The following is a 21,474-nucleotide window of genomic DNA, read 5'->3' on the forward strand; positions in this document are numbered from 1 at the left end:
GAACTCCTCGTGTTATTGCGGCAACCACGCCGTGGCTTCAACTTCAATTAAGACGTCCGGACTCGGCAGCATCTCGCTCACCTGCACCACGGTAGAAACCGGCGGCGCATCGGGAAAAAATTGCTTACGTACCCGGCTGTAGTGGGGAAAATGGTCGAGATTGCGGAAGTACTGCACCAGTTTGAAGACATCGCTCATCTGGCCACCGGCGCTTTCGATGGTGGTGCGGATGCTCTCCAGCACGTACCAGCTCTGCGCCAGAATCGGCCCCTCTTTAATATCGGTGGAGAACTCGCCGGTGCGGCCAAGCAGCTGTTGCGCCGCTGCGGGAATGTCGTCGTAGCCGCGCACAATGGTGGCGGTTTGCGGATTCACCGGAATAATGCCGGAGAGGAAAATAAAGTCGCCCGCGCGTCGCCACGCGGCATATTTCGCCAGCGGTTTTCCCGCTCCTGCATCAAGCGCCATCTGTTGTTTATCCATAACGCACACCCCTTTTCAGCCGATAGCGCTGACGTTGACGCAATGGCCAGCTCGCCACATCGACATGCGGAAAAATCACCAAATCATTGGCCTGCAGCGCGTGGCGTTGGCAGATCAGCGCGGAAGCCTGATCAAAGGCCGCGCCCAGTTGCAGGCTCAGCAAACCGCTAAACAGCGTATCGAGCGGGTCGTAACTGCCAAACGGACAGAACGCGTCCTGCACGTTGTCCGCGCCGAGCAGCAGCGGAATGCCCAGCGCCTGCGCTTCTTTCACCAGCGTTAAACCGCGCAAACGCGGCGTGCGGCCGGGCACCGCGTCCTGTAACAGCAGGTTGGTGAGCGGCAGCGCAATCAACGTCACATTGTGTTGCGCCAGTAAGGCAAGAATCTGTTGCGCATCGTCCTGCTGCGCCAGCGCGCAGCTGTGGCTGCAGGTGATCGCGCCGCTAAATGGATGCTGCTGCAAATAGTGCGCCAGCCAGCGCAATCCCTGCGCCTCGACGTTAAGTTCTTCATCAATATGCAGATCAATATCCAGCTGCCACAATTCGGCGGCTTCCATCAGATGCTGAAACGCCTGCGCATCCCAGTTGCTGCTGTGAATAAAGCCGCCCAACAGCGCGCCGGGACCGCTGGTTGCTACCTGCGCGGCAATATGCTGCGCATCGCTGGCGTCGGCAAAGAAGGTGAGTGGCGCGAGGGCCACGCGCTCAATGCTGCACAGCGGATGGTGCAGATCGCCAATCACTTGCCACGCTAATGGTGCATCAACGGAGAACCAGTCGATGTGGGTGCGCAGCAAACCGACGCCAGCTTCTACCGCCCAGCGCAGCGCCTTCGTAGCGCGATGCTGCAGATCTGCTGTGTTCCAGTGCGCGCGGTCCTGATGCATGGCAGCAATCGCGGCCAGCAAACCGGGCTGTTGCGCCGGGCTGCGTTGAATAGTGAAGGTTTTATCCAGATGCGCGTGCGGTTCGATAAACGCGGGCAGCACCAGCGCGCCGTGAAGCGGCAGATAATCAGCGGGTGCTGCTGCATGGTCGGGTTCGAATTGCAGGCCCGCGGCGTGGAAATGTAAGGTCGCCAGCTGCGGTTGATTGTTGGCTTCAGGCCAGTTTTCTGGCAGCAGCCAGCGGGGTAAACGTGCGCCGGTCGCACCCGGATAGCCGCTCATAGATCCAGTACCAATAAGGGTGAACGCGCACGTGAACAGCACAGCACGATGCAATCGTTGGCCGCACGCTCTTGCTGGCTCAGCACATCATCACGGTGATCCGGCTCGCCCGCCAACACGCCGGTGATGCAGGCGCCGCACATGCCTTGTTCGCATGAGAGTTCAATCTCAATCCCTGCTTCTTCAAGTACTTCAGCGATGGTTTGTTGCTCGCCCACGGCAAAGCGTGCGCCGGAGGAGGCGAGCTGCACTTCGAAGGCAGCGCCAGCCATCAGCGAAGATGTGGATTGGAAGCGCTCGCTGTGCAGCTGTGCTTCGTCCCAGCCATGTTGCAACGCCAGCTGCTGCAGATGATGCATAAACCCCGCCGGGCCGCAGAACACCAGCGCAGCGTTGTCTGGCTGGGTGAGATCGTCGGGAACGCGCTGGCGCAGGCTGTCGCCTTCGCTGCTGTAGTGGATGACCACGCACGCGCCGAGATTGCACAGACGTTGGCTGAAAGCCAGTTGGTCGGCATGTTTCAGGTAAAGGTGCAGGGTGAAATCCGCCTGACGCGCCGCCAGTGCTTCGGCCATCACCAACAGCGGCGTCAGGCCGATGCCGGCGGCAAACAGCAGCGTGCGCGACGCGTGCGGCAGCGGAAAGTGGTTACGTGGCGCGGATATCTCTAGCTTATCGCCGGTGGTTAACTGCTGATGCAGCCAGCGCGATCCGCCGGTTGAACCCTCATCCAGACGTACGCAGATTTCATAATGATCGGCTGGCGCAGAGCAGAGTGAATACTGGCGTTTACCGCAGTTGGGAATAATGACATCGATGTGCGCGCCGGGCGTGAAAGCAGGCAGCGGCTGCCCGCTGCGATTCGCCAGCGTCAGTAACACATTGCCTGCACCGTTGAACTGCTTTGCGATGACGGTGACGGCGAGAGGAGTGGATTTCATCATCTATCTGCCTGAGCAGGGATGTCGTCGGCTGGAAGGCCGCGCAAACCCTTGTTTTAATCATGGCAGCGATTATTATTTTGCCCATGTGTAAGCGTCCATCTGTTTAATTCGAATGATGCGTTGCAAAAAAGAGAGCACCCCTTATGTTCGCCTTCTCCCGATTTCTGCTCTATTTCACTGAGGTGGCCCGCCAGGGTTCGCTGCGCAAGGCTTCTGAGGTGCTGCACGTCTCGGCATCCTCAATTGATCGGCAGATCCTGCGCGTGGAGGAACAGCTGGATATGCCGCTATTTGAGCGCCATCCATCAGGATTACGTATGACCGCAGCGGGTGAGATCCTGCTGAATGCGGCGAAAAACTGGCAGCGGGATTTTGGTCGCGTCTGCACGCAGCTGGATGATTTGCGCGGATTACGTCACGGCCATGTGCATATCGCCACCATTGATGCGATTAATCGCGGCTTTTTTTCATCGATTTTGCAGCGCATTCGCAGCGACTATCCCGGCATCTCCTTCACGCTGACCACCATGAGCAACATCCACATCGCCAATGCGCTGACCTCGGGCGATGCGGATTTCGGCATCATGCTTAATCCGCAAAGTTCGCGCGAGTTGCTGGTGAAGTCGTTTGCCGATTTACGTTTGGGAATTGTGGTGAGCAGTCAACATCCGCTAGCCAATCTGGAGTCGATCCGTTTCAGCCACTGCGAATCCTGGCCATTTATCGTGCCCGCCGCGCCGCTAATGCTGGCCGATCCGCTGGAGGCGCTGATCAACAGTTCGGGCATTAAGATCAACGAAGTGGCGCGCACCAATAACATTCATATGCTGCGTTCACTGGTGCGTGATGATGTGGGGATAAGCCTGATGTGCTGGCTGGATATCGTTGATGAGTATCGGCGCGGTGAACTGAAGTTTATCCCGTTGATCGATACGGTGCTGAAGCCATTTACCTTGTCGCTGTGTGTTGCGCCGCAGCGCCAGCTTTCGATTGCCGCTTCGATGATGCTGCGCGAGCTGGAGTCGTTTTTTGCACTGATGCAGAGTGAGGAGTTGCTGGCGTAATGCTCGTTAGTTAAGGCATGAAAACCCCTCATTATCGAATGCACACATTGTAGCGGCGCAATTCATTGCGCGATAAATCGCGCCGCTACAGAAGGTGCGGTTATATGATACGGCGCTTAACTGATCGTCATTACGCCATGAATGGCGACCTTACGATAATGTTAATCGCCCCAACGGCTGCGCAAATAATTCACCGCATCCTGGGTTTGTGGCTGATTAAGGTAATTTTCGCGGAACAAAATGGTGCCGTTAATCTGCGGTAGCGACTCGTTGAGATCGAGTTGCTTTTGCAACTCCGGCACGCCGCCGTTCACCGTCCAGTCAGGTTCACTTTTCGACGCTTCGCCAATTTTATATAGCGCCACACCGATATAGAGCCGAGTGTGCGTTGGCTTCACCACGTCCGCCCACCAGTGGGCTAACACGTCGTAACGGGCGGCCTGGCGCGCAAACGGCCAGTAAAGCTGCGGCGCGATGTAATCCAGCAGTCCCATTTGCACCCAGCGACGCGTATCGGCGTAGGCTTCGTCGTAGGCGGCCGCGCCGCGCGTGTCGGAGCCCGCCGCATCATGCGACAGATTGCGCCACACGCCTGCCGGGCTGACGCCAAATTCTACGTTCGGGTTCAGTTGCTTGATGGTGCGCGACACCTGCTCAATTAACAGCAGCGTATTGTTGCGCCGCCAGTCAGCTTTCGATGCAAAACCCTGACCATACTGGCGGAACGTGGCGCTGTCGTTGAGGGTTGAACCGGGCGTTTCAGTATAGAAATAGTCATCGAACTGCACGCCGTCGATCGGATAGTGCGACACCACTTCCGCAACGATGCTGGTGATCCAGTCGCGTGCGGCGGGAATGCCGGGATCGAGCACGAAGCGGTCGCTGGCGGTGCGGATCCAGTCGCGATGCAGCACAAATACGCTGGCCGGTTGCAGCGCAAGCGTATTATTCAGCGCGTTAACCGTGGAAGGTTTGACGTTGGTCGAGACGCGATATGGGTTGAACCACGCGTGCACCTTCATGCCGCGTTTGTGCGCCTCATCCAGCATAAATTTCAGCGGATCGTAGCCGGGATCTTCACCAATCCTGCCGGTGAGCATATCTGACCACGGCAAGATGCTGGAGCGCCACAGCGCGGTGCCATCCGGCTTTACCTGGAAAAATACCGTATTGATGCCGAGGCTTTTCAGTTTATCTAGCTTATCGGTCAACGCCTGTTGCTGCTGGTGGATGCGGTTGGCCGGGCTGGCATTCACGGAATTGATTGGCGGCCAGTCGAGGCGTGAAACGGTGGTGAGCCACACGCCGCGTACCGGTTCTTTGCTCAGCGCTGGTTTAGTCGGCATTGGCGGTTTGGTGACCGTCGGCAACGGCGTGACCAGCGATTTCGGTGGCGGCGAGGAGCAACTGGCCAGTGAGAGGGCGACAGCAATGGCGACCAGCGCAGCGGATTTTTTATAGGTGTTAACCCAGGGAAAACGATGTGAACAGGCTATGATAAACTCCCTTTTTTGCAACTTTCTGTTCGAAGAGCCTCATTCTCTTATCATGCGAACTAAAGTTAATAATGGTGTCATGGTTTGCACGATGAATCGCGCCGCTACTGATAAGTACGGGATTTTGTAGCGTCGCAATGAATTGCACGCAGTAAATTTATTTGAGGAACCCAAAACCTATGCAATACGAAGACCTTTATCGCCGTATCGGCCAGATCATCTTTAGCTGTGGCCCGCAAGGTGCGCGGGAATTGATCGTTCAGGCTGAACTGTTTGCGGACGATGATGGCGGGCAGTTTCAGTTCGATTACATCGATGAAAACGGTGAACCGGATTGGTTTGAACCCGATGCGCGCGCGATAGGCGATCTCTCGGAGGCGCTGAAAGATTTTCAGCAGTACTTCGTGGATAACAATATGACCAACGGTCTGCCGGTGTGGCGTAAATGCGCGATAAACCTCAACGTGCAGGAAGAAGCCATCAGCATCGACGTGCAGTACGACTAAGTTCCGCGGCATCCTTGCCTGGAAGTCATGCGTTACGAACGTAACGCCACCATCTCCTCGTTTTTCCGCGCCACGCGTTTGCGATGCACAATACGGCTGGCGGCGACGACACCCAGCGTCAACAGGCCGGTGGCGATAATCTCTGGACGGTGTTGTTGGTTGAAAAGCATGGCAACCAACACGCCAACGATGAACACCATCGTCGCCCACGTCAGGCCAGGGAACAGCCACATGCGATAGCTGAGGATTTCACCGCGCGCTTCGCGCTTTTTACGCAGCACCAGATGAGACGCGGCGATCACCAGATACACCAGCAACGCGATGGCGCCGGAACTGGCGAGCAGGAACTCAAATACTGCGCTCGGCGCCAGATAGTTAGCGATCACCGCGAGGAAGGCCGCCGCCGTGGAGAGCAACACCGCTACCCACGGCGTGCCGCTGCGGGTGGTGCGCGACGCGACGGCAGGCGCATCTTCACGACGTGAAAGCGAATAGATCATGCGCGATGCGGTATACAGCGCAGAGTTGAGACAGCTACACACCGCAATCAACACCACCACATCAACAATCTGCTTAGCGTAAGGCACGTTCATCATCTGCATCGCCGTCTGGTAAGAACCTGCTTTCATCAGCGACGGCGTATTCCACGGCACCAGCGCCACCACGATGAAGATCGACAGCAGATAGAACAGCGCGATGCGCCAGATCACCGAGTTGGTGGCCTGCGTAATTTGTTTCTTCGGCTCGCGCGATTCGGCGGCGGCAATGGTGACAATCTCGGTGCCCATAAATGAGAACATAGTGGTCAGAATGGCCGCCAGCACCGCGCCGATGCCATTCGGCATAAAGCCTTGCGTGTCATACAGATGTGAGATCCCCTGCGTGCTGCTGCCCGGCATCAAACCAAACACCGCTAAGCTACCCGCGCAGAGAAATGCGACAATCGCCACCACTTTCAGCAGGGCGAACCAGAATTCAAACTCGCCATAGTTTTTGACGCTGAATAGGTTGCTGATGGTCAGGAACGTGGTGATCGCCAGCGTATATTCCCATACCGGAACTTGTGGAAACCACGAATGCAGGATGGTGCCAGCGGCGTTGGCTTCCAGCGGGATCACTAACACCCAGAACCACCAGTACAGCCAGCCGATGGTGAAACCGGCCCAGCGGCCCAGCGATTTGTCGGCGTAGGTGGAGAAAGAGCCGGAATCCGGTGATGCCACCGCCATTTCGGCCAGCATGCGCATAATCAGCACCACCAACGCGCCCGCGGCGATGTAGGCCAGCAGTACCGCCGGGCCGGCTTCGGCGATCGCATGGCCAGAGCCAACAAACAATCCGGCACCAATCACGCCGCCAATCGATAACATCCGTACATGGCGCGGCTTCAGGCCTTGCGCCAATACATCGGCATTCTGTGAACTCATCAATGTTTCTCCAAAGCGTCTCTCAGGCCGCGCGACGCGCAGCCGGGTTACAACAGGTGAGAAGCCCAGCCCGCCGCGCGAGCTGGGTAGATTGTTACGAATCGGCGTGTTGACTCAGCACGCTGCTGAGGATCTCCAGCGCCTGGCCGAACTGCGCATCAGGAATGGTGAGCGGATAGAGGAAGCGGATGACATTGCCCTGCGGGCCACAAGTAAGCAGCAGCAGCCCACGCGCCATCGCGTGTTGCTGGATGGTTTGCGCGGTTTGCGCGCTGGCGAACTCCACCGCAATCATCGAGCCAAGGCCGCGAATGTCGGTGATGGAGGAACACTGGCTGCGTGCGCTGTGCAGGAAATCGGTTAACTGCGTACCGAGTTGTTGAGAACGTTCGCACAGCTTCTCGTCGGCGATCACGTCCAGCACCGCATGCGCCGCGGCAATCGCCAGCGGATTGCCAGCGTAGGTGCCACCCAGGCCGCCTGGACCCGGCGCATCCATAATCTCGGCCCGGCCGCTGACCGCCGATAACGGCATGCCGCCCGCGAGGCTTTTCGCCATGGTGATGAGATCCGGTTTCACCGTATAGTGATCCATCGCGAACAATTTGCCGGTGCGGGCAAAGCCGGTTTGTACTTCATCGGCAATCAGCAGAATGCCGTGCTCATCGGCCAGCGACCGCAGGCGGTTGAAGAATTCAGGCGGCGCGACATGGAAGCCGCCTTCGCCCTGAATTGGCTCCAGCACGATAGCCGCAACATCCTGTGGCGCGATGTCCTGCGTGAAAATATCCTGCAAGCTGGCCAGCGCATCATCAACGCTGATGCCGGTGATGCTGTTGGGGTAGCGCGCGTGCCACACCGACGCGGGCATCGGACCGAAGTCGCGTTTGTAGGGAGCAACTTTGCCGGTCATCGCCATGGTCATAAAAGTACGACCGTGGAATGCATTGCCGAAGGTGACGATGCCGTGACGGCGCGTCGCTGCACGCGCCACTTTTACCGCGTTTTCTACCGCTTCAGCGCCGGTGGAGAAGAACGCAGTTTTGGCTTTACCGGCAATCGGCACCACGCGATTGAGGCGTTCCGCCAGCGCCACATAGCTCTCATACGGCGTCACCTGGAATGCGGTATGGGTAAATTTCTCTAACTGATCGGCAATCGCCTGCACGATGCGCGGATGGCGATGCCCGGTGTTCAGCACCGCGATGCCGCCAGCGAAATCGATCCAGCTGTTGCCTTCACCATCGCGCAGCGTGGCGTTCTCCGCGTGCTCTACGTACCACTGACAAAGATTACCGGTGCCGCGTGGCAGGGCATCATCTTTACGTTGCTGCAACTGGCTGTTTTTACCTTCCATAACCTTTCCTTAGCGATAAGCGTCTTTACAAATCACGACAAACACGCTTATTTATGCCTGCGCTGAGTTATCTTGCCAGAGCCACTTTCAGTGAAAAGAGGGGAGCCAATTGCGAAGTTTGTACGCCGATCATGTATTAGAGCGCATGCAGTTTATGCCGGAAGGGACGTTGCAGCAGCGTTTGCTGAGTTGTATGCAAGCCGCTATTGCAGAAGGCATTTTTCCGCGCGCCACGCGCTTGCCCGCCACGCGCGATTTGGCGCGCGAGCTGTCGGTGTCGCGCAACACGGTGTTGAACGTGTATGAGAATTTGATGGCACAAGGCTACGTCACGGCGCGTACCGGCAGCGGAACATGGATTGCAGAAAATTTGCCGGAGGGATCGCTGAACACGCCGCGCAACGTGGCGCCGATCGAAACGTTAAGCGCGAAACCGGCGGCGATTTCCAAACGCGGCGCTTCGCTGCTCGGCCATGCCAATGCCTCGCCATATCAGTGGGGCGCTTTTGTGCCTGGCGCGCCGGATGTCACGCAGTTCCCGCATAAACTCTTCAGCCAGATTCAGGCGCGTCTAAACCGTGAACCGGATATTGAACGGCTGATCTACAGCAGCAACGGCGGCTGTGCACAGCTGCGTGCTGCGCTGGCGGAGTACCTGAGCGTGGCGCGTTCGGTACGCGCTGATGCCGATCAAATCATCATCACTGAAGGGATTCATCAGGCGGTGGATTTGGTTTCGCGCGTGTTGTGCGATCCCGGCGATCAGGTGTGGATCGAAGAGCCTGGTTATTGGGGGACGCGCAATCTGCTGCGCATTAACGGACTGAAAATCAACGCCATTGCAGTGGATGAGCAGGGATTGATCCCCGATTTGCCACCGCGCAGTCGTGCACCGAAGATGATTTTCGTGACACCGTCACATCAATATCCGCTGGGCGTGCATCTCAGCCTGGAGCGACGCAAGCAGCTGCTCGATCTGGCGCGCAAACACAAAACCTGGCTGGTGGAAGATGATTACGACAGCGAGTTTCGCTTCTCCGGCCAGCCATTCCCGTCATTGCAAGGCTTTGAGCCGGATGCGCCGGTGATTTATATGGGCACTTTTAGCAAGACGCTCTATCCGGCGCTGCGCCTCGGTTATCTGGTGGTGCCAAAAGCGCTGGCGCAGCCGCTGCGTGTGGCGGCGGCGGAACTCTATCGCGGCGGGCATTTGCTGGTGCAGCGCGCGCTGGCAGAGTTCATCCAAAAAGGGCATTACATGTCGCACATTCGCCGCATGCGCAAGCTCTACAGCCAGCGGCGGCGCTTTATGGTGAGCCTGATTGAGCGTTATCTGGGCGCCGATTTTCTGCCGGTAGTGAATCATGAGGCGGGATTGCACCTGGTAATGAATCTGCCAACCGGCTGCGACGATGTGGCGGTCGCCGCGCTGGCGCTACGGCGCGGCGTGAAGGTGCGGCCGTTGTCGCAATATTATATGCATCCGCAGGAGCGGCGCGGCCTGCTGTTGGGTTTTGCCTGCGTCGATGAGCGGCAGTGTCAGGATGCGTTTGGTATTCTCAAAGGTTGTCTGGTCGAGGCAAAAATCATTTAAACAGTGAATAATCCGTAGCGGCGCAATTTGTTGCGCAATGTATATGGCAAAACACGCGCAATAAATTGCGCCGCTACGAAGGGTGCTCTATCGCTGGCCGATGGTGTTTAGCCGCTGCACAATTTCTGGCGTAAGTTTCACTTCGCTACTCGCCAGGTTCTGCTTCAGGTGCTCCGGCGATGACGTGCCCGGAATCAGCAGAATATTAGGCGAACGCTGCAGCAGCCACGCCAGCGCCACCTGCAGCGGCGTAGCATTGAGCTCATTCGCTACCTCGCTCAGCTGATCCGACTGCAGCGGTGAAAATCCGCCGAGGGGGAAAAATGGCACATAAGGAATGCCTTGCGCTGCCAGCTGGTCGAGCAGCGCCTCATCCTGTCGATTAGCCAGATTATAGAGGTTTTGCACGCAGGCGATCGGCGTCATCGCCTGGGCATCGGCCACCTGTTTAGCCGTCACGTTGCTCAGACCAATGTGTCGAACCAGCCCGCGCTCTTTTAGCTTGATCATCGCTTCAACCTGCGGCTCCAGCGAACCCTCTTTCGGTCCGTGCACGTCCAGCATCGAACGCAGATTCACCACTTCCATCACATCAAGCCCTAGATTGCGCAGGTTATCTTCCACCGCTTGCGTTAGCGCTTCTGGCGTGAATGCCGGTAACCAGCCGCCTTTATCGTTGCGGCGCGCGCCCACTTTGGTGACGATAACCAGATCGTCGGCGTAAGGGTGTAACGCTTTTTTGATCAGCTGATTGGTGATATGCGGACCGTAGAAGTCGCTGGTATCAATGTGATTCACGCCTGCTGCGACCGCATCGCGCAGCACCTGCAAAGCACGCGCTTCATCTTTCGGCGGACCAAACACGCCGGGACCGGCTAACTGCATGGCACCGTAACCGAGTCGTGCAACCTGGCGGTCGCCAAGGGTGTAAGTCAATGCTGGATGAGACATGGAAAGCTCCTTCGTCAGTGTGTGGTTAGATTGTAATCGCCAAAACGCTGTGCAACTATCCGTACAAATTGGGACACAGTGTACGAGGTAGCGAACAATGGCATTGGATATCGCCTTGCTGCACGCGGTGGTGGCGGTGGCCAAAGCGGGCGGGTTTCGTGAGGCGGCGCGCATGACCGGCAGTAATCCGTCGCGCTTGAGCGATGCGGTGCGGCGTGCCGAAGAGCAACTTGGCGTGCGGCTGTTTAATCGCACCACGCGCACCGTGGCGTTAACAGAAGCCGGCAGGGTGCTGATGTCGCGCCTGCTTCCGGCGATGAACGAAGTGGATGCGGCGCTGGATGCGTTGAACACGTTCCGCGATACGCCGGGCGGCACCTTGCGCTTAAATGTGCCGGTGAGCGCCGCGCGCATTGTGTTACCGGCGATTGTGCCGGGATTTCTAAAGCGCTATCCCGATATCCAGCTGGAAGTGGTGGCGGAAAGTAATGTGCAGGATGTGTTCCGCGATAGTTGTGATGCCGGCATTCGTTATGACAATCATCTGGAGCAAGACATGGTGGCGCTGCCAATCGGTCCGCGCACCCAGCGCTTTGCCCTGGCGGCATCACCCGCGTATCTGGCGCAGTTCGGTACGCCGCAACATCCGCGCGACTTAGTGCAGCATCGCTGTTTACACGGACGCTATGCGACTGGCGTGATTGCCGAATGGGAATTTACCTGCGGCGAGGAAACCGTGCGCTTGCAGCCGAAAGGTCCGCTGATTTGCAGTATCGGCGCGGCGATGGACTTGACGGTAGAAGCGGCAATCGCTGGCTGCGGCGTGGTCTACTTATTTGAGGATTGGATTAGACCGGCGCTGAGTGATGGCAGCCTGCAGCCGATTCTGCCGGATTGGTGGCAAAGCTTCTCTGGCCTTTGGCTCTATTACAACGATCTCCGGTTGATTCCGGCGCCGCTACAGGCGTTTCTGGATTATGTGCGCGAACTGAATTCAGGTGCAGAAGCGAAAAAAAGCCGATAACCGTTGCCAGTTATCGGCTTATTCGCATCACAGGTAATTATGCGTTTAGCAGCTGATTCGCGGTTTTCTCAACCAGCGCCAGCAGGAGTTTAATATCTTCCAGCGTCACGGTTGGGTTCAGCAAGGTCAGCTTCAGGCAGGTTACGCCCTGATTCTCGGTCACACCTACGTTGGCGCGACCTGAATCCAGCAGCGCATCGCCAATACGCTGGTTGAACAGCGCAATCTGGGCAGTTTCGGTCAGTTGCTCTGGACGATAGCGGAACAGTACGCTCGCCAGCTGAGGCTGCATTACCAGCTCGAGGCGTGGTTCAGAGGTAACAAATTTCGCCACTTCCTGCGCCAGCGTCACACCGTGATCGATGATCGCCGCATACTGTTTCTGACCCAGCGCTTCCAGACCCATCCACAGCTTCAGCGCATCGAAACGACGCGTGGTCTGCAGGGATTTGGATACCAGATTCGGTACGCCGGCCTCTTCGTCAAACTCAGAATTCAGGTAAGCCGCCTGATAACGCATCAGCTCGTAATGACGCTCATCTTTCAGCAGGAACGCACCGCAGCTGATGGTCTGGAAATACTGTTTATGGAAGTCCAAAGTGACGGAATCCACCCGCTCCAGGCCATCGAGGTAGTCGCGATACTTCTCGGACAGCAGCAGCGCGCCGCCCCATGCTGCATCAACGTGTACCCAAATGTTGCGCTCGGCAGCAATGCCGGCAATTTCACGCAGCGGATCGATAGCACCGGCATCGGTGGTACCGGCGGTCGCCACGATCGCCAGGATCTTTTCGCCGTTAGCGTCGGCCTGCGCCAGTTTGGCTTTCAGGTCTGACACATCCATACGGGCGAACTCATCAGACTTCACCTGCACCACAGATTGGTAGCCATGGCCAAGCAGCGCCATGTTCTTCTGTACGGAGAAGTGCGCGTTTTCAGAACACAGCACTTTGATCTTACGCAGATCACCAGTGATCCCGTGCTGCTGCACCGAGTGACCCTGACGCTGATAGAAGGCGTCGCGTGCCAGCATCAGACCCATAAGGTTGCTCTGGGTGCCGCCGCTGGTGAACACACCGGCGTCGCCAGCAGGGTAACCCACTTGCGCACGCAGCCATTCGATCAGTTTGATCTCAATGATGGTGGCAGAAGGGCTCTGATCCCACGAATCCATACTCTGATTGGTGGCGTTGATCAGGACTTCTGCCGCCTGACTTACCACCAGACTCGGGCAGTGCAGATGCGCTACACATTGCGGGTGATGCACTGAAAGACTGTCTTTCAGGAAATATTCAATCGCGCGTTCAATCGCGGCCTGGTTACCCAGGCCGTTTGGATTGAAGTCGAGCGTGATACGCTCGCGCAGTTCGGCAACGCTTTTGCCTTGATACATCTCAGGCTGTTGCAGCCACTGCACAACCGCGGCGCTGCTCTGGGCAATCGCCTGCTGGTACGCCTCAATGCTCTGTGCAGAGGCGGCCAGAATCGGGTTTACTTCAGACATTTACTCTTCCAATCAAACAGGTTTGACGCCAGCGCCAATTAGCGCCTGCTCAAATTTATCCAGGAAAATCGCCAGCTCATCGTTGGTGATCAGCAGTGAAGGCAGCAGACGCAGAACCGCGCCATGACGGCCACCGCGCTCCAGAATCAGACCAGCTTCGAAGCACTTCTTCTGCAGCAGCGCAGAGAGTTCGCCGTCAGCCGGGAAGCTGCCCATGTGATCGGCCGCTTCGTTCGGTTTAACGATCTCAATACCGATCATCATGCCGAGACCACGAATGTGACCGATTACCGGGAAGCGTTTCTGCATCGCGGCCAGCTGCTGTTTCAGCCATTCACCCTGCGCGGCCACTTTGCCCGCGATATCCTGCTCTTTCAGGATTTTCAGCGTGGTCAGGCCGGTTGCCATCGCCAGCTGGTTGCCACGGAAGGTGCCGGTGTGATGACCCGGAGACCAAACGTCGAACTGCTTTTTGATACCCAGCACAGCCAGTGGCAGACCGCCGCCCACAGCTTTAGACATCACGATGATGTCTGGCTCGATACCGGCGTGTTCGAAGGCAAAGAATTTGCCGGTACGGGCAAAGCCAGCCTGAACTTCGTCGAGGATCAGCAGAATGCCGTGTTCCTGAGTTACTTTACGGATGCGCTGCAGCCACTCAGCCGGTGCTGGGTTCACGCCGCCTTCGCCCTGAACGGCTTCGAGGATCACTGCTGCAGGCTTGCGCACGCCACTTTCCACGTCGTTGATCAGGTTGTCGAAGTAGTAGGTCAGCGCTTTCACGCCAGCTTCACCACCGATACCCAGCGGGCAACGATACTGATGCGGGTAAGGCATGAACTGTACTTCTGGCATCATGCCATCAACCGCTTCTTTCGGTGCCAGGTTGCCGGTAACGGACAGCGCGCCGTGCGTCATACCGTGGTAACCGCCAGAGAAGCTGATCACGCCGCTACGGCCAGTGGCTTTCTTGGCCAGTTTCAGCGCGGCTTCAACCGCATCGGCACCCGAAGGGCCGGTGAACTGCAGGCAATAATCTTTACCCTGGCCTGGCAGCAGCGAGAGCAGAGACTCAGAGAACTGATCTTTCAGTGGAGTAGTCAGATCAAGAGTATGTAACGGCAAGCCGCTGGTAATGACATTTTGAATGCTCTGGAGAACATCAGGATGGTTGTGACCCAGTGCCAGCGTCCCTGCGCCAGCCAGACAGTCAAGATATTGTTTATTCTCAACATCTGTGATCCACACGCCATGGGCTTTAGCGATAGCTAAAGGCAGTTTGCGCGGGTAACTCCTGACGTTAGATTCAAACTCAGCCTGACGGGCTAAGAATGCGTCGTTATTTCCGTTGAATGCATTGGCACCAAAACTATCAATACGGACTTTATCCGTCATCATATCTCTCCTTCAACCGGGGCACGTAAGGCTCGCCAATTGACTAATTGAACAAAAAAGTAACAGCTGTGAAAAAACGCGGCCAATATAGAGCCTTTTGACCTACATCACAATGATTAATTTTGTTTAGATTTGTTTACTCTTTCCATATATGAATCAGAGCGTTGGCCAGAAATTGGCCACTTAATTTCGCACCGCAGTTGGGGTGGTTAAAAAATAATCGAATGAATAAAGAGACTTATAGCCGCTAAGGCGATCCACGGACCAAAGGCGATGACGTGATTGAGCTCGCGCTGCCCGCTAACTCTGGAAATCAAAACACATAAAATAGCGCCGCCCGAAGCCAATAAAAGCACCCAGGGTAAAAGCGACCAGCCCAACCAGGCGCCGATTGCCGCCAGCAGTTTTGCATCGCCCATCCCTAATCCCTCAATCCCTCTAATCCATTGATATAAAATTGATAGCGCCCACAACAAGCAATATCCTGCTATGGATCCCCATACCGCTTCTTGTAATGAGCCGGGTAGCCATCCCATCGCTTTAAACAGCAGCGCAATCCACAGCAAGGGCAGCGTAATCACATCCGGTAAAAGCAGATGTTCGAGGTCAATAAAGGCTAATACCGTTAACGCCCAGAACAATATGAGCGCGCCCAGCAATTGCATATTGACTGGCATCAGCCAGATAAGCAGCAGCGTCAGAAGCGCGGTAATTATCTCCACCTGTGGATAACGCCCGCTGATTTTACAATGGCAATAACGGCATTTACCGCGTAACAGTAACCAACTTATGAGCGGAATGTTGTCGCGCCAGCGCAGCGCGGTGGTGCATTGGTGGCAGTGAGAGGGCGGACAACACACATTTAGCGGAGTGTTCGGGTGCACTATTTGCAATGGCAACCGCGAGATCACCACGTTAAGAAAGCTGCCTACGGCCAATCCTAATAGGCCACTAATTAAGCCATATACGTATTCCATTACTCATACCTCGCGCCATCCAGGCTTGTCGTTGCCAGGACTTTACGCCGAAGCGAGGATAGGTGCGAGAGGTAAAAGGGCGTTACAGCGGCATACATCGGGATTGCAGAGCGGGCTCCAGAAATGGAGAGGAGAAGATTAAGCTTGCTGCTTGAACAGCTGAATCGCTTCCTGCACATTGCTGGTATTCAATGACATTACGCGGTCGTTATTAAGGAACACATCGTAGTGGCCGGCGTTATAGCGGAACACATATAGATCGCCGCGATAGCGCAATCCTTTGGTTTTCACCCCAATATGGTGGCGGCGCAGCGCTGCCTGAGAAAGTCTGTCAGTAGCCGTACTCATCGCATTATCCTCCAGACGTTATAAGACATATCCTGACTTAGTATAGGGTCAAAACCTTAATTTAACCTTAAGAAGTGTGCTGGTTCATGATGATAAACCGGCAAATTTGACCCTTCCTCTACCAATCCTCAACGTGTCAGAAAAAGCCGACTTAGTACCCTTCTCATTTAATGTTGCGTTAAGTTAACCCGCGTATTTTGGAATAAATGGCCGTTAAATAGTGCTTAATTCCAAGGTAACATAATGAATTTTCTACCATTCTCACGGCCCTCGTTGGGTGAAGAAGAGTTAGCCGCCGTTAAATCGGTGTTTGAGTCGGGTTGGATCACCACCGGCCCGAAAAATGCCGAACTGGAAGAGGCTTTTTGCCAGCTCACTGGCAATCAGCATGCGATTGCTGTCAGCTCCGCCACGGCGGGGATGCACGTCACGCTGCTGGCGCTGGGCATCCAGCCTGGCGATGAGGTGATCACGCCTTCGCTGACCTGGGTTTCCACCATCAACATCATCACGCTACTGGGTGCGACGCCGGTGATGATCGATATCGACCGCGACACCTTGATGGTAACGCCGGAGCTGATTGAAGCGGCGATCACGCCGCGTACGCGCGCCATCATTCCGGTGCATTACGCTGGCGCGCCCGCCGATATAGATGCCATTCGCGCTATTGGTGAGCGCCATGGCATTCCGGTGATTGAAGATGCGGCGCACGCCGCAGGCTGTTATTACAAAGAAAAGCACGTTGGCCAGCAGGGCACGGCGATCTTCTCCTTCCACGCCATCAAAAACATGACCTGCGCCGAAGGTGGCTTGATTGTCACCGATGATGCGGCGTTGGCCGACCGCATGCGCAGTCTGAAATTCCACGGACTCGGCGTCGATGCGTACGATCGCCACACGCACGGCCGCAAGCCGCAGGCCGAAGTGATCATGCCGGGTTTCAAATACAACCTGCCAGATATCAGCGCAGCAATTGCTTTGGTGCAGCTGAAAAAGTTGCCCGCCATCAATCAGCGCCGCGCGGCGATTGCGCAGCGCTATCTCACTGAACTGGCGAATACGCCGTTTCTGCCGCTGGCGCAGCCAGAATGGCCACATCAACACGCGTGGCATCTGTTCATTATTCGCGTTGATGAGGCGCGCCGTGATGCGCTTATGGAAACCTTGAAAGCGCAGGATATCGGCACCGGGCTGCATTTCCGTGCCGCGCACACCCACAAATATTACCGCGAACGCTATCCGCAACTCTCGTTGCCGCACACCGAATGGAATAGCGATCGCATCTGCTCAATCCCGTTGTTCCCTGATATGCGCGATGAAGATGTCACGCGCGTGATTAGCGCATTACGTCATATCGCTGGAGTTTGACATGCTGGAAGAAAAAGCCATTCGCAAAGTCTCCGTGGTGATCCCGGTGTACAACGAAGAGGAGAGCCTGCCGGAGCTGGTGCGTCGTACCGATGCGGCCTGTGCGGGATTAAATCTGGCGTACGAGATTCTGCTGGTCGATGACGGCAGCAGCGATCGCTCAGGCGAGATGATTGCCGATGCCGCCGATATGCCGGGCAGCCATGTGGTTGGCGTGTTGCTGAACCGTAATTACGGTCAGCACTCGGCGATCATGGCGGGCTTTAGCCACGTCAGCGGCGATTTAATCATCACGCTGGATGCCGACCTGCAAAACCCGCCGGAAGAGATCCCGAACCTGGTGAAAGCGGCTAAGCAGGGTTATGACGTGGTGGGCACCGTGCGTCAAAACCGCCAGGACAGCTGGTTCCGTCGTCGCGCCTCACGCACCATCAATCATCTGATTCAGCGCGTCACCGGCAAAGCGATGGGCGATTACGGCTGCATGCTGCGCGCTTATCGCCGCCATATCGTCGATGCGATGCTGAACTGCCACGAACGCAGCACCTTTATTCCCATCCTCGCCAACACCTTTGCGCGCCGCACCATTGAGCTGCCGGTGGCGCACGCCGAGCGCGAATTTGGCGATTCAAAGTACAGCTTTATGCGGTTGATTAACCTGATGTATGACCTGGTCACTTGCCTGACCACCACGCCGCTGCGCTTGCTGAGTATCGTCGGAAGCCTGATTGCGCTGGCCGGTTTTGCCTTCTCGCTGATTCTGATTGTGCTGCGTCTGTTCCTCGGCGCGGTATGGGCCGGTGACGGCGTGTTCCTGCTGTTCGCGGTGCTGTTTATTTTTGTCGGCGCGCAGTTCATCGGTATGGGATTACTCGGCGAATACATCGGCCGCATTTACAACGACGTACGCGCCCGTCCGCGCTACTTCATCCAACGTGTGATTCACCCACAGCAAAACGCCTCATCTGTACAGGAAATTGAGCAATGAAAACTGTCGTCTTCGCCTACGCCGAAATGGGCTGTGCGGGTATTTCTGCACTTCTGTACGCTGGTTATGAAATCAGGGCTATTTTCACCCACTCAGACACAGGAACTGAGAGCCACTTTTTCGACTCCGTTGCGCGTTTAGCCGCTGAGCAGGGCATTCCGGTCTATGCGCCGGAGGATGTCAATCATCCGCTGTGGGTCGATCGCATTAAAACCATGGCACCGGATTACATCTTCTCCTTCTATTACCGCGCTTTGTTGAACGACAGCATTCTCAGCAGTGCGCGTTTGGGGGCCTTTAACCTGCACGGTTCGCTGCTGCCCAAATACCGTGGCCGCGCACCGCTGAACTGGGTGCTGGTCAATGGCGAAACCGAAACCGGCGTAACGCTGCACCGCATGGTGAAGCGCGCCGATGCCGGTGACATCGTGGCGCAACAGCGCGTGGCGATTGACGAGCAGGACAATGCGTTAACGCTGCATCGCAAGCTGGTTGCCTGTGCAACGCAGGTGCTGGAAGGCGCATTACCGGCGGTGAAACGCGGCGATATTGTTACCACACCACAAAATGAGCGCGAAGCCACGGTTGTGGGTCGCCGCACGCCAGAAGATGGCCGCATAAAATGGGAACAACCGGCGCAGACGGTCAATAATCTGGTGCGCGCGGTGACCTATCCGTGGCCAGGCGCGTTCGCCTATGCCGGAACGGTGAAATTCGTGGTGTGGAAAAGTCGCGTACACAGCACTGAACATCAGGCCAAACCGGGTACCGTGCTTTCTGTTGAGCCATTCCTGATCGCCTGCGCTGAAGGCGCGCTGGAAGTGGTGACCGGTCAAAGCGATAACGGCGTGTTTATGAACGGCAGCCAGCTGGCGCAAAACCTCGGTATGGTGAAGGGCGCCTTGCTCTATTCTCAGCCAGTGGCGGCGGTGAAACGACGCACGCGCGTGTTGATTCTCGGCGTGAACGGTTTTATCGGTAACCACCTCACCGAGCGTCTGCTGCAGGATGATAACTTCGAAGTCTACGGTTTAGACATCGGTTCTGACGCCATCAGCCGTTTCCTCGATCAGCCACGCTTCCACTTTGTCGAAGGCGACATCAGCATTCACTCAGAATGGATCGAGTATCACATTAAGAAGTGCGACGTGGTGTTGCCATTGGTGGCCATCGCCACGCCGATTGAGTACACACGCAATCCGCTGCGCGTGTTTGAGCTCGACTTTGAAGAGAACCTCAAAATCATTCGTGACTGCGTGAAGTACAAAAAGCGCATCATTTTCCCATCGACTTCCGAAGTGTACGGCATGTGTACCGATCAGCATTTCGATGAGGATCACTCTAATCTGGTGGTTGGGCCGATCAATAAACAGCGCTGGATCTATTCGGTGTCTAAGCAGCTGCTGGACCGCGTGATTTGGGCTTACGGTGAGAAAGAAGGGCTGCGCTTTACGCTGTTCCGTCCATTTAACTGGATGGGGCCGCGCCTCGATAATCTGAATGCCGCGCGTATCGGCAGTTCTCGTGCTATCACGCAGCTGATCCTCAATCTGGTGGAAGGCTCACCAATTAAGCTGATTGATGGCGGCGCACAGAAGCGCTGCTTCACCGATATTCGCGACGGCATCGAAGCGCTGTTCCGTATTATCGAAAACAAACAGAACAACTGCGACGGCCAGATCGTCAACATCGGTAACCCGGATAACGAAGCCAGCATCAAAGAGTTGGCCGAGCGTCTGCTGGCGAGTTTCGAACGTCACCCGCTGCGCAGCAACTTCCCGCCGTTTGCTGGCTTCCGTGAAGTGGAAAGCAGCAGCTATTACGGCAAAGGTTATCAGGACGTGGAACACCGTAAGCCGTCGATCAAAAACGCGCGTCGTCTGCTGAACTGGACGCCAACCGTAGAGATGGATACCACCATCGATAACACGCTGGACTTCTTCCTGCGCACCGTTGAGCTACAGGATAAACCATGAAGAAAGTCGGTTTGCGTGTCGATGTCGATACCTGGCGCGGCACCCAACTTGGCGTGCCGGCGTTACTGGAGCAATTCAGTTTGCATCAGCTGCAGGCCAGTTTTTTCTTCAGCGTTGGGCCGGACAATATGGGGCGCCACTTGTGGCGCCTGTTAAAACCGCGTTTCCTGTGGAAAATGCTGCGGTCGCGCGCCGCATCACTCTACGGCTGGGATATTTTGCTGGCCGGCACCGCCTGGCCGGGACGTCAGATTGGTCGCGGTCTGGAGGAGATCATCAGCGCCACCGCCGATCATCATGAAGTCGGTTTGCATGCGTGGGATCACTTTGCCTGGCAAACCTGGGCGGGCGTGTGGCCGCAAGAGAAACTGGTTGAGCAAATTGCGCGCGGTAAACAGGCGCTGGAAGCGATCATCGGTGACAATGTCACCTGTTCAGCGGTGGCGGGCTGGCGCGCTGATGGCCGCGTGGTGGCTGCCAAGCAGCAGTTTGGTTTCAGCTACAACAGTGATTGTCGCGGCAGCGGTCCATTTATACCGATTCTCAGTGATGGCAGCCCCGGCACGGTACAAATCCCGGTGACCTTGCCGACCTGGGATGAAGTGGTTGGGCAATCGGTGAGCGCGGAAGGTTATAACGACTTCATCCTCGAGCAGATCCATGCCGTAAGCGGTTCGCCGGTTTACACCATTCATGCCGAAGTGGAAGGGATTGTCGGGCTTGAGGCGTTCGCCGATCTGCTGAAGCGTGCGGAGCAGCAAGACATTCAGTTTTGTCCACTCAGCGCCTTGTTACCCGACGATCTCACTACGCTGCCACGGGGCAACATCGTGCGCGGGCATATTCCCGGGCGTGAAGGCTGGCTAGGCTGCCAGCGCTAATTTTTACAGGAACCACG

The 21,474-nt window shown here is 56.4% G+C and carries 19 protein-coding genes; 8 read left to right on the plus strand and 11 right to left on the minus strand.

Going from position 1 to position 21,474, the window contains the following annotated elements; translation table 11 throughout:
* Positions 1–12 precede the first annotated feature (12 nt).
* Genes PZBJ_RS04795 through PZBJ_RS04805 form a run of 3 tightly spaced genes read right to left on the minus strand, consistent with a single transcriptional unit; the run spans position 13 to position 2,601 of the window.
* Positions 13–468: a RidA family protein gene (locus PZBJ_RS04795; RefSeq protein WP_101761775.1), complete on the minus strand. Its 456-nt coding sequence runs from the start codon at positions 466–468 to the stop codon at positions 13–15.
* A gap of 7 nt (positions 469–475) precedes the next feature.
* A complete protein-coding gene (locus tag PZBJ_RS04800) occupies positions 476–1,657 on the minus strand; it encodes an amidohydrolase family protein (protein ID WP_101761443.1) in 1,182 nt (393 codons plus the stop codon).
* Complete coding sequence (locus PZBJ_RS04805) at positions 1,654–2,601, minus strand: PDR/VanB family oxidoreductase (RefSeq protein ID WP_101761444.1); 948 nt, start codon at positions 2,599–2,601, stop codon at positions 1,654–1,656. Before PZBJ_RS04805 ends, PZBJ_RS04800 begins: the two co-directional genes overlap by 4 nt.
* A 143-nt stretch (positions 2,602–2,744) precedes the next feature.
* Here PZBJ_RS04805 and PZBJ_RS04810 point away from each other — a divergent pair, with 143 nt between their 5' ends.
* Positions 2,745–3,665, plus strand: coding sequence for a LysR family transcriptional regulator (locus PZBJ_RS04810; protein ID WP_101761445.1), 921 nt, complete (start codon positions 2,745–2,747; stop codon positions 3,663–3,665).
* 161 nt (positions 3,666–3,826) lie between these two features.
* On the opposite strand, the gene PZBJ_RS04815 is transcribed toward PZBJ_RS04810, so the two are convergent.
* Positions 3,827–5,164 (minus strand): glycoside hydrolase family 10-like protein, encoded by a 1,338-nt coding sequence (locus PZBJ_RS04815; protein ID WP_370581441.1) that lies wholly within the window; start codon positions 5,162–5,164, stop codon positions 3,827–3,829.
* A 176-nt stretch (positions 5,165–5,340) separates the two neighbouring features.
* Here PZBJ_RS04815 and PZBJ_RS04820 point away from each other — a divergent pair, with 176 nt between their 5' ends.
* Positions 5,341–5,667 carry a hypothetical protein gene (locus PZBJ_RS04820; protein WP_101761446.1) on the plus strand — a complete coding sequence of 109 codons (327 nt, stop codon included), beginning with the start codon at positions 5,341–5,343 and terminating at the stop codon, positions 5,665–5,667.
* Positions 5,668–5,699: 32 nt separating this feature from the next.
* On the opposite strand, the gene gabP is transcribed toward PZBJ_RS04820, so the two are convergent.
* Positions 5,700–7,094: a GABA permease gene (gabP, locus tag PZBJ_RS04825; RefSeq protein ID WP_101761447.1), complete on the minus strand. Its 1,395-nt coding sequence runs from the start codon at positions 7,092–7,094 to the stop codon at positions 5,700–5,702.
* Positions 7,095–7,188: 94 nt separating this feature from the next.
* Positions 7,189–8,451, minus strand: a complete 1,263-nt coding sequence (gabT, locus tag PZBJ_RS04830) for a 4-aminobutyrate--2-oxoglutarate transaminase (RefSeq protein ID WP_101761448.1) — start codon at positions 8,449–8,451, stop codon at positions 7,189–7,191.
* 109 nt (positions 8,452–8,560) lie between these two features.
* On the opposite strand from gabT, the gene pdxR reads away from it, so the two are divergent.
* Positions 8,561–10,045 (plus strand): MocR-like pyridoxine biosynthesis transcription factor PdxR, encoded by a 1,485-nt coding sequence (gene pdxR, locus PZBJ_RS04835; RefSeq protein ID WP_206098195.1) that lies wholly within the window; start codon positions 8,561–8,563, stop codon positions 10,043–10,045.
* 87 nt (positions 10,046–10,132) lie between these two features.
* On the opposite strand, the gene PZBJ_RS04840 is transcribed toward pdxR, so the two are convergent.
* Positions 10,133–10,996 carry an aldo/keto reductase family oxidoreductase gene (locus PZBJ_RS04840; RefSeq protein WP_101761449.1) on the minus strand — a complete coding sequence of 288 codons (864 nt, stop codon included), beginning with the start codon at positions 10,994–10,996 and terminating at the stop codon, positions 10,133–10,135.
* 97 nt (positions 10,997–11,093) lie between these two features.
* Between PZBJ_RS04840 and PZBJ_RS04845 the strand changes: the two genes are divergently transcribed.
* Positions 11,094–12,020: a LysR family transcriptional regulator gene (locus PZBJ_RS04845; RefSeq protein WP_101761450.1), complete on the plus strand. Its 927-nt coding sequence runs from the start codon at positions 11,094–11,096 to the stop codon at positions 12,018–12,020.
* Positions 12,021–12,057: 37 nt separating this feature from the next.
* On the opposite strand, the gene PZBJ_RS04850 is transcribed toward PZBJ_RS04845, so the two are convergent.
* The 4 genes from PZBJ_RS04850 to PZBJ_RS04865 form a co-directional block, all read right to left on the minus strand.
* Positions 12,058–13,524: a pyridoxal phosphate-dependent decarboxylase family protein gene (locus tag PZBJ_RS04850; RefSeq protein WP_101761451.1), complete on the minus strand. Its 1,467-nt coding sequence runs from the start codon at positions 13,522–13,524 to the stop codon at positions 12,058–12,060.
* 12 nt (positions 13,525–13,536) lie between these two features.
* Positions 13,537–14,922, minus strand: a complete 1,386-nt coding sequence (locus PZBJ_RS04855) for a diaminobutyrate--2-oxoglutarate transaminase (protein ID WP_036649212.1) — start codon at positions 14,920–14,922, stop codon at positions 13,537–13,539.
* Positions 14,923–15,128: 206 nt separating this feature from the next.
* Complete coding sequence (locus PZBJ_RS04860; protein ID WP_101761452.1) at positions 15,129–15,896, minus strand: prepilin peptidase; 768 nt, start codon at positions 15,894–15,896, stop codon at positions 15,129–15,131.
* Positions 15,897–16,034: 138 nt separating this feature from the next.
* A complete protein-coding gene (locus tag PZBJ_RS04865; protein ID WP_101761453.1) occupies positions 16,035–16,244 on the minus strand; it encodes a hypothetical protein in 210 nt (69 codons plus the stop codon).
* Between the two features lie 243 nt (positions 16,245–16,487).
* Between PZBJ_RS04865 and arnB the strand changes: the two genes are divergently transcribed.
* The 4 genes from arnB to arnD are packed head-to-tail and all read left to right on the plus strand — an operon-like array spanning position 16,488 to position 21,457.
* Positions 16,488–17,612: a UDP-4-amino-4-deoxy-L-arabinose aminotransferase gene (gene arnB, locus PZBJ_RS04870; RefSeq protein ID WP_101761454.1), complete on the plus strand. Its 1,125-nt coding sequence runs from the start codon at positions 16,488–16,490 to the stop codon at positions 17,610–17,612.
* A gap of 1 nt (position 17,613) precedes the next feature.
* On the plus strand, positions 17,614–18,600 hold the full coding sequence (arnC, locus tag PZBJ_RS04875; protein ID WP_101761455.1) for an undecaprenyl-phosphate 4-deoxy-4-formamido-L-arabinose transferase: 987 nt from the start codon (positions 17,614–17,616) through the stop codon (positions 18,598–18,600).
* Positions 18,597–20,576, plus strand: a complete 1,980-nt coding sequence (arnA, locus tag PZBJ_RS04880) for a bifunctional UDP-4-amino-4-deoxy-L-arabinose formyltransferase/UDP-glucuronic acid oxidase ArnA (RefSeq protein WP_101761456.1) — start codon at positions 18,597–18,599, stop codon at positions 20,574–20,576. The genes arnC and arnA overlap by 4 nt, the downstream gene beginning before the upstream one ends.
* On the plus strand, positions 20,573–21,457 hold the full coding sequence (arnD, locus tag PZBJ_RS04885) for a 4-deoxy-4-formamido-L-arabinose-phosphoundecaprenol deformylase (RefSeq protein ID WP_101761457.1): 885 nt from the start codon (positions 20,573–20,575) through the stop codon (positions 21,455–21,457). Before arnA ends, arnD begins: the two co-directional genes overlap by 4 nt.
* The last annotated feature ends 17 nt before the right edge of the window (positions 21,458–21,474 follow it).

This window comes from Pantoea endophytica, from assembly GCF_002858935.1.
GTDB classification, from domain to species: domain Bacteria; phylum Pseudomonadota; class Gammaproteobacteria; order Enterobacterales; family Enterobacteriaceae; genus Pantoea; species Pantoea leporis.

Bases quoted from the DNA above. Each gene is read 5' to 3' on its own strand.
- PZBJ_RS04860 (WP_101761452.1), bottom strand. From the start codon at position 15,896: ATGGAATACGTATATGGCTTAATTAGTGGCCTATTAGGATTGGCCGTA.
- arnC (WP_101761455.1), top strand. From the start codon at position 17,614: ATGCTGGAAGAAAAAGCCATTCGCAAAGTCTCCGTGGTGATCCCGGTG.
- PZBJ_RS04845 (WP_101761450.1), top strand. From the start codon at position 11,094: ATGGCATTGGATATCGCCTTGCTGCACGCGGTGGTGGCGGTGGCCAAA.
- PZBJ_RS04820 (WP_101761446.1), top strand. From the start codon at position 5,341: ATGCAATACGAAGACCTTTATCGCCGTATCGGCCAGATCATCTTTAGC.
- PZBJ_RS04865 (WP_101761453.1), bottom strand. From the start codon at position 16,244: ATGAGTACGGCTACTGACAGACTTTCTCAGGCAGCGCTGCGCCGCCAC.
- PZBJ_RS04810 (WP_101761445.1), top strand. From the start codon at position 2,745: ATGTTCGCCTTCTCCCGATTTCTGCTCTATTTCACTGAGGTGGCCCGC.
- arnD (WP_101761457.1), top strand. From the start codon at position 20,573: ATGAAGAAAGTCGGTTTGCGTGTCGATGTCGATACCTGGCGCGGCACC.
- PZBJ_RS04800 (WP_101761443.1), bottom strand. From the start codon at position 1,657: ATGAGCGGCTATCCGGGTGCGACCGGCGCACGTTTACCCCGCTGGCTG.
- PZBJ_RS04795 (WP_101761775.1), bottom strand. From the start codon at position 468: ATGGCGCTTGATGCAGGAGCGGGAAAACCGCTGGCGAAATATGCCGCG.
- PZBJ_RS04855 (WP_036649212.1), bottom strand. From the start codon at position 14,922: ATGATGACGGATAAAGTCCGTATTGATAGTTTTGGTGCCAATGCATTC.
- gabP (WP_101761447.1), bottom strand. From the start codon at position 7,094: ATGAGTTCACAGAATGCCGATGTATTGGCGCAAGGCCTGAAGCCGCGC.
- arnA (WP_101761456.1), top strand. From the start codon at position 18,597: ATGAAAACTGTCGTCTTCGCCTACGCCGAAATGGGCTGTGCGGGTATT.
- arnB (WP_101761454.1), top strand. From the start codon at position 16,488: ATGAATTTTCTACCATTCTCACGGCCCTCGTTGGGTGAAGAAGAGTTA.
- PZBJ_RS04850 (WP_101761451.1), bottom strand. From the start codon at position 13,524: ATGTCTGAAGTAAACCCGATTCTGGCCGCCTCTGCACAGAGCATTGAG.
- PZBJ_RS04805 (WP_101761444.1), bottom strand. From the start codon at position 2,601: ATGATGAAATCCACTCCTCTCGCCGTCACCGTCATCGCAAAGCAGTTC.
- gabT (WP_101761448.1), bottom strand. From the start codon at position 8,451: ATGGAAGGTAAAAACAGCCAGTTGCAGCAACGTAAAGATGATGCCCTG.
- PZBJ_RS04840 (WP_101761449.1), bottom strand. From the start codon at position 10,996: ATGTCTCATCCAGCATTGACTTACACCCTTGGCGACCGCCAGGTTGCA.